General features: G+C 44.6%; 4 protein-coding genes. 3 read left to right on the top strand and 1 reads right to left on the bottom strand.

Annotation, left to right across the window (positions count from 1 at the left end):
* Nucleotides 1-1,091: hypothetical protein (locus tag IH879_15770; protein MCH7676385.1), on the top strand; the 1,091-nt coding region annotated here is incomplete at its 5' end.
* Between the two features lie 223 nt (nucleotides 1,092-1,314).
* Nucleotides 1,315-4,368 carry a carboxypeptidase regulatory-like domain-containing protein gene (locus IH879_15765; protein MCH7676384.1) on the top strand — a complete coding sequence of 1,018 codons (3,054 nt, stop codon included), beginning with the start codon at nucleotides 1,315-1,317 and terminating at the stop codon, nucleotides 4,366-4,368.
* Between the two features lie 316 nt (nucleotides 4,369-4,684).
* Here IH879_15765 and IH879_15760 read toward each other — a convergent pair whose 3' ends face one another.
* Entirely contained in the window at nucleotides 4,685-5,650 is a 966-nt protein-coding gene (locus tag IH879_15760) for an IS30 family transposase (protein ID MCH7676383.1), read from the bottom strand.
* Between the two features lie 584 nt (nucleotides 5,651-6,234).
* On the opposite strand from IH879_15760, the gene IH879_15755 reads away from it, so the two are divergent.
* Nucleotides 6,235-7,823, top strand: a 1,589-nt coding sequence (locus tag IH879_15755) for a protein kinase (protein MCH7676382.1), incomplete at its 3' end; no start/stop codon positions are given.

The raw sequence follows: 7,823 nt of genomic DNA, 5'->3' as shown, positions 1-7,823 counted from the left end.
GTGCCGGCAAAATTCAGGAAGCGGCTGAACATTATCGCGTGGCGGTACAATTGGCTTATCAGGCCATGGACATCGTTAGCAGAATAACCGATGTTAATCGTGATCGAATTAAAAATGAGCGACTCAAATTCGAAAGCTTGAGTGAGCGCGCTCGTGAATTGGTCGAGAAGTGCAAGGGCGATCATGCGCGGCAGGCTCGACAAGTCTTTCAAAACGCAATAACTTTTGCTAATGAAGCAGACAAAGCCTTGCGAAATTGTAAGCTTGTTCTGGCTAAGAAATTATATAATCAAAGCATGCTGCTTTTGCTACGAGCCATGAATTTTTGTCCCGATCACTTGCGAGGAGATGACGTCAGTTTAGCAAAGATCAAGCTTTTTCAACTTCGCAAAAAAATGGAAGATGCGCAGGAGCGAATCGCCCAGAGCCAAAACCGCCGTGCGACGAGGCTTTATGAACGCGTACAAAAGTTTGCCGACGAGGCGGAATCGACTTTGAATAGTGAAAATCCAAACAGCGATAGGCTCGCCCTTACAAAAATTCAATTGGCAGGAAAGATGTTAGAAAGAGCTTTAAGACTGGCACAACCCGGCGGCCAGGGCCGGTTTGCAAATCGCATTATGGATGAAATTGAACGCACCAAAGCTGAAATTAGTGAATTACGAGGAAAATTGACTACAGATTCTCCGGCTGACGCAGCAGTTCTGGTTAGAATGTCGGAATTTGCAATTAAAAGGGCTGAGCAGGCGGCCAGGAGAGATTTTAACAAGTTGGCGTTAGAAGGTGTTCTCGCGGCTCAAAAATTTCTGACCAGGGCCGAACGCGTTTTGGATTCAAAACAGCCTTCTTCGATCTCCGGTGACAAAATCCAGATTCGTTTAAACCAATTAGATGAGGCCATCGGAGAAGCCGAAGATAGAGTGTTAGATTCAAGGCAGGATTTGTATCGTCAGTTACTCGAAAGCGCAAAAGATATTCGCAATCTTTCGTTAGAATCTTTCCAAAAAGGGAACTTTCGGGCTGCTAATGAAGGCATCCAGGTCGCTTTTGAGTTGATTAGAAAAATAGTGAAAAATACTTCTGATAATTAAACTGAAGTCTGAAAAGGAGGTGATCGTCAAAATTGAGTTCTAAAAAATAAAACCCCGCCTGACCGATGGAAACTTTCTTGAAATTGGCCAATCAGAAGTTTTCCAAAAGTGACGGGGCAGTTTAATGTTAAAGAAGTCCAACTTCCTTTAACAAAGGTTAATGTAGCATTTTTTTTAAAATTATCAAATGAAATTTAAAGAATTCAACATGGAGAGTACAGCAATGGATAAATTGAAACTAACTCTGACCGTTTTATTGGCGGTATTGTTCACGACCGCTTTTCTGAACGTCACTCAGGCTCAGAATACAAATGTAGATGTTCACGTTGTTCCGGAAGAAGCAGAAATAGATATAGGCGAAAGCATTAAATTGGATGCATTCGCCTTTTCACTTAATAGCACAGCCAATGCGCCTGCGAAGATCGATTCGATCACCTGGGATGTTCAGCCGGACTCGATGGGAACCATAACCGATGATGGATTTTTTATAGCCGGGCGCCGGGTCGGTATTGTGAAAATCAAGGTGACGATTCATATTGGAAATGAACAGATTGTAAAAGTTGTCTGCATTAGAATCGGAAAGCTTCCAAAACCGTTTTTTAATGTTAAGATCGTTCCAAACGTCGCAGTTGTGCCACCGGGAACGGAGCAGCAGTTCGAAGTTGATGTGACCTCGCTGGATGGGCAGCAAGTCCACCCCAAAAATGTTCAGTGGGAAGTTAAACCAGAAGATTTGGGAAAAATTAGTGAGGATGGCCTTTTTGCTGCAGGCGACCTGGACGGCCGTGGAAAAGTGGTCGCAGTTGTGGAGTTGGATGGCTTACGAATTCCGGCCAGCGCTGATGTTATTGTTCACGATCCGCCAACCGGCGCCATCAGTGGCAATATAAGCAAGGATGCGGATGGCTTGCCGATCGGAAGTGCGGTCGTAAAAGCGGTTCGTTTAGGGAAGGTTCGCTGGATTCAGCGCACGGAAAGTGATGACGCCGGCAATTACTTAATTGATAATCTCATCCCCGGACATTATATACTTTATGCAAATGCCCGTGGGTTTATCGGTGAATTTTATGATAATACCAGAGATTACCTGCAGGCATTTGTGCTCACAGTCGCAGAAGACGACACGCTTACTGATAAAGATTTTGGCCTGAGCGAAGGCGCCAAGATAGCGGGTACTGTCGTCACGGATAGCCAAAATCCTGTACCCTTAGCCAATGCCCATGTGGTCGCCTTCTTAAAATTAAATCCGCGAGTTGCAAAGCACGCAACCACCAACGACGAAGGCGCTTATGAAATCGGAGAACTTGAAACGGGCGCATATTTAGTGGCGGCTAATGCTCCGGGCTATGGGGCCGAATTTTTCGATGATGCCAAAGAGTTGGCCGATGCCGAGATATTGAATGTGCAGGAGCCGGAAAAGCTCGAAGGTAAAGATTTCGTGTTGGCAATGGCCAGCGCTATCAGCGGTGTGGTTAGAAATGCTGTGGACCAAGGGCCCATTGCCGGCGCTCATGTTCGGGTTTTTTCTCATTCGATTAATGCTGTCAGTCCTGACCATTTTGTTTTCAGGGAAACTCGCACCAACGAAAATGGCGAATATCTGGTGCAGGTGAGACCGGGTTCATATCTTGTCTCAGCTTCAGCTGAAGGATTCAATACGCAATTTTATGACCACGCTGCAGACCGGGAAGACGCAGCCCTTGTTGAAGTTGTACCCGATGCACACAGCACTGACATTAATTTTGATCTCACCAAAAGAGGTTCGATTGCCGGAATGGTCACGGATCAAACCACGAGTGCCCCAATTGCCGGCGCAGTTGTTCAGGCTTTTAAAGAGCCAAGTAATTTAGACCATGCGTTATCAATTGCTGGCTTCCGGGCCAAGACCGATGACGATGGTAACTATTTAATTGAAAATGTACCTTCAGGAAAATATATCGTTCTTGCCGCTGCAGAAGAATACCTGCCGGAGTTTTGGGAAGAAGTGCCGACCAAGGATCTGGCAACGTTTGTTGTAGTAAGCGAAGACAAGTCCGAAGAAGCGATCGATTTTACTCTGGAAACCGGCGGTTGTATTTCCGGGACGGTAGCTTCTGCTGTAGACAACCTGCCGGTTGCAAAAGCGCTTGTGCAAGTTTGGGCGGCTGATTCGAAGCACGGCCGTCGTACTTTTACAGATGAAAATGGCGAGTATAAAGTTGGCGGCCTGGCGACTGGCAATCATGTTGTTCAGGTGATCGCCGATGGCTTTTATGCGCAATTTTATGAGAATGCACGTACTCGCGATCAGGCCGATCTCGTTGAGGTGACCTCCCCTAATGAGACTTCCGCCATTGATCTGTTTTTGCATCCAAAAGAAGACCGGCGAGGCACGATCACCGGCAGAGTTTTCTCAGATGCAGACGACACTCCGCTCTTTGGCGGCGTGGTGATCGCGGTGTCTCCAAGGTATCGGATACCCCACATTGCGTTTTCCGGTCCCCACGGTCATTACAAACTAACGGACTTGCCGTCGGGAAGATACTATGTGTTCGCATGGGCTCGCGGTTTTGTCGGCGAGTTTTTTAAGGATGCAAGGCGTTTCAAGGATGCCGATCCTGTTGGTGTTGAAAATGGCCAGGTGACTGAAGGCATCGATTTTGGGTTAAGGCCCCGCCATCGCAACGGTACTTACACAGTTCGGGGCAGAATCCGAGACGCGATAAACAATACGCCATTGCTGGGTATCTTAGTTCGCGCAATCTCCGGGGATGGTGATGTTGAAGTGAGCGCCGTTACGGATGCTAACGGGGATTATTCCTTAATAGACCTGCCGGCAGGCGATTATAAAATCGATGTTTCGGGTGTCGGCTATGAGGATGGTTATTTTGGCGGTACGAATGAGCAAAACGCTGCTTCAATAACCGTTGGTAACGGTCAGGATTTCGAGGGCGCGAACATGAATTTGGGAGAGGATAACATCACAAGTGTCGCCGATGAAGATGCTACCGTTCCAGAGGCTTTTGAGCTTTTCCAGAATTACCCCAATCCATTTAATCCGGAAACACAGATCAAATATCAATTGACTGAAAGGTCGCAGGTCACTCTCAAGATATTTAATCTTTTGGGTCAACAGGTTGTTACGCTAGTCAACGAAGAACAGCCTACCGGAGCTTACACGATTCAATGGAATGGTAAAGATAGTTTTGGACGGCCGGCAGCCACCGGCGTTTATATCTTCCAGATGAAAGCCGGCGATAAATTTATCATGTCCAAACGCATGCTGTTATTGAAATAAGTAACAAAGAGACCTTCCAGGTTAACCTGGAAGGTCTAAGTAATTAAAACAATCCAGAGGGGTCTGTTGCGAATTGCAGTAAATTAAATTTGGTCTCCTCAACAGGCTCCTCTGGTTTTATCTAGGCTTCAGATGTTCTAAATTTAGGAGTGTAAAAATCAATGGGCGTAGCGAACGTATTTTTACAGGAAAATATTGTTTAAAAGCAAAAATACGTTCCAACTTTTATTATTGCTAAATTAAAGGAAAATCGGAACTGATTTTTGCACTCCTGATCTAATTAAAGTTTTTAAAGTAGCAGGTTTAAAAGGTGAATTCAAGTTTCAAGTGCGACAGTTTTTTTAAAAAAAAGTTCTACAGGTGTTTTAAAGTTTAAAGATTTTCTTGGTCTATTGTTAAGTCTATTTTGAACAAAGCGTACCTTAGTAGTATTTGGAGTTGTCAAGTCAGAGTTCTTTGGAAAATATTGTCGAATAAGCCCATTGGTATTCTCATTGAGTCCGCGCTCCCATGCATGATAGGGATGAGCGAAGTAGACTGCGGCTCCTAATGCCTGAGCGATTTTCTGATGAGAAGCAAACTCTTTACCGTTATCAACGGTAATCGTCAACACCCGGTTTTTGTAAGGTGAGAGAATATCGATTAACGCCTGAGTGACCGTATCGGCTTTTTTATCAACGACCTGTTTGATACAAGTGAATTTGGTTTTTCGTTCAACAGCAGTCACCAATGCTCCTTTGTGGCGTTTGCCAATGATGGTATCGACTTCCCAGTCGCCGATACGCGTCTTTTCTGCAACGACCTGGGGCCGTTCGTCGATACTGACTCGATTTCGGATTTGTCCCCGCTGGTCACGTTTGCCGTATCGTTTATGTCTTTTTCGCCTCGACCAGCGTAAATGTTTGAACAGGGTACCGCCAGCATATTTATCAGCCCAGACATATTGATAAATCGTCTCATGGCTGATATGAATCTTTTCTTGCTCGGCAAGGGTGCCGGAAATCTGTTCCGGGCTCCAATCCTCTTTGAGGTAATGTTCAACTCGCTCTTTCACAGTATCGGTGAACCGAATATGTTTGGACGCTTGCTGGCGCCTTTTCTCTGCCGTCCGGGCCGCTTGCCTGGCACGATAACCACGCAATCCACCGTTGCGTTTGAGCTCACGATAAAGAGTAGATTTATGAATCCCAGAACGTCTGGAAATCTCTGACTTTGATAAATTTGTATGAAGTAGTCCATAAATTTTGTATCTTTGCTCAAGGGTTAGTTGCTTATAGGACATTTCGGTGCTCCTGTTAGTAGTTTTTCTGGGCAGATTAATTACTCTACTAAGCAATTAACCCTTTTTTACTAACAGTCGCACTTATTACTTGAACTCAGTAAATAAATCAGTAGTGGTCTAAGACATTAATGAACAAATTTATGCAACTACTGCAAATGGTCATCAACTGCAGGAGGGATTCGAACCCCCGACCTTTGGGTTATGAGCACATATGTTTTATACGCTAATATATTGTTTTTTAAGGCACTGACTACAAATGACCACGATATTCCGTTGAAAATTCTTGCAAAGTACCGTATCTCAGGCCAAAGCCAGCTACACAAATGCCAAATTGTTTCATCATTGGATGCGAGTGATTTTTTCATTGCTTTACAGATATCAGTTTTCTTATTTTTTTGTTAAATTGGTTGAAATATATATAGGATTCAGCCGCCGCCGGGTCCAGTACAACGAAAATGCAACAAGTGGCCATCACAATTACATAGATAGTTCTAAACGTTATTAAAAAACTTACTCATTCTTAAAGCATGATTGGCAGCAAGATTTCCCATTACCAGATAGTTGAAAAACTTGGCGAAGGAGGGATGGGCGTGGTGTATAAAGCAATTGACACCATCCTCGATCGTCCTGTTGCGCTCAAGTTTGTTTCATCTGCCGTAACAATAGATAAAACAATCAAGGAGAGGTTGATGCGTGAAGCGAAAGCCTGTGCTGCACTCAATCATCCAAACATAACAACAATTTATGAATTTGGAGAAGACGACGACAGAGCCTTTATTGCCATGGAATACGTAGAAGGGCGAACCCTGCAAGAAATTACGATAGAAAAGCGATTAGAGATTGAAGAGATATTGGAGGTTGCAAGACAAATCACAGATGCCCTAAGCACAGCTCATAAAAAAGGCATTATCCACAGAGACCTAAAGCCCGCCAATATTATGCAGGATGTTACCGGGCGAATCAAGGTCATGGATTTTGGGCTGGCCAAGTTGGCGCAGGCCTCTTTGCTAACTATTTCAGGAGCAACCCTGGGGACAGCCGCATACATGTCTCCGGAGCAAGCGCAAGGTATCGACTTGGATCATCGTAGCGATATATATTCCATGGGCGTGATTCTCTATCAGCTTTCTACAGGTAAACTTCCGTTCATGGACACACATCCTCTGGCAGTGATGTATGCCATACTACACGATCTCCCTACTCTCCCACGAGAAGTCAACCCGGAAATCTCAGAAAACTTCGAAAAAGTAATCATGAGGGCCCTGGAAAAAGAGCCGGAAAGCCGGTACGCGGATATATCTGAGATGAATGACGATTTGCGGCATATACAACTCTCTCTTAATGAACCAAGTATTGAAAAAACGCCTCGCGGTACTACGATTCAACGCACATCACGGGTGAAAGCTATAATCAGGAAAGAATTAGGTTCGGTTTTCAAATATGTACTCCCGCTTATCTTACTTGTTGCAGTGCCAACCATTTGGCTCTTTAAAAATAAAATGACCCATGAGACTATTACTTCAAACTCGGTGAGAGAAGTTGCCAAAAAACATTTAAACATTGGGATGGCCTATCTGGACAAGAACGAATTTGGGCTGGCACACCTAGAGATTGAAATCGCTGTCAGGACTGATCCGACTTATTCAGCAGCCTGGAGCAGTTTAGCCGCTGTCAGTGTTCGCCTCGAGGACTTTGACTCGGCGATCATTCAAAGCAAAAAAGCAATTGGATTGGATAGGAACAACAGCAATGCCCACTATAATCTCGCGTATGCTTTGGAAGAGAATACGCGGTATTTTGATGCTGTAAAGAGTTACGAGAATGCAATAAACGTAGATTCGACATTCACTCAGGCTTTTAGTGCCTTGGGCAATTTATACATCAGGTTAGAAAAACTTCAAGAAGCTCTGATTGTACTAAACAAAGCTTTAGTGGCCTCGCCAGATTCCCCATACAATTATCTAATCTACAAGAATCTGGGGAAGGCACATTATAAGCTTTCGAACTACGAACAAGCCATCCAGTTACTCACTCGCTCACAGCAAGAGCAACCTGTAGAAGAATCTGAGACTATTTATTTTCTGGCACTGTCTTATGATGCGGATGGTCGTAAAAAGGAGAGTATTGCCATGTGGCAACGTTATGTTGAGATCGCGTCGGATAGTGCAAAACG

The sequence above is a fragment of the candidate division KSB1 bacterium genome (assembly GCA_022562085.1).
Lineage (GTDB): Bacteria > Zhuqueibacterota > Zhuqueibacteria > Oceanimicrobiales > Oceanimicrobiaceae > Oceanimicrobium.
The sequence above is the reverse complement of the archived record's forward strand: the minus strand, read 5'-3'. Positions and strand labels throughout refer to the sequence as shown.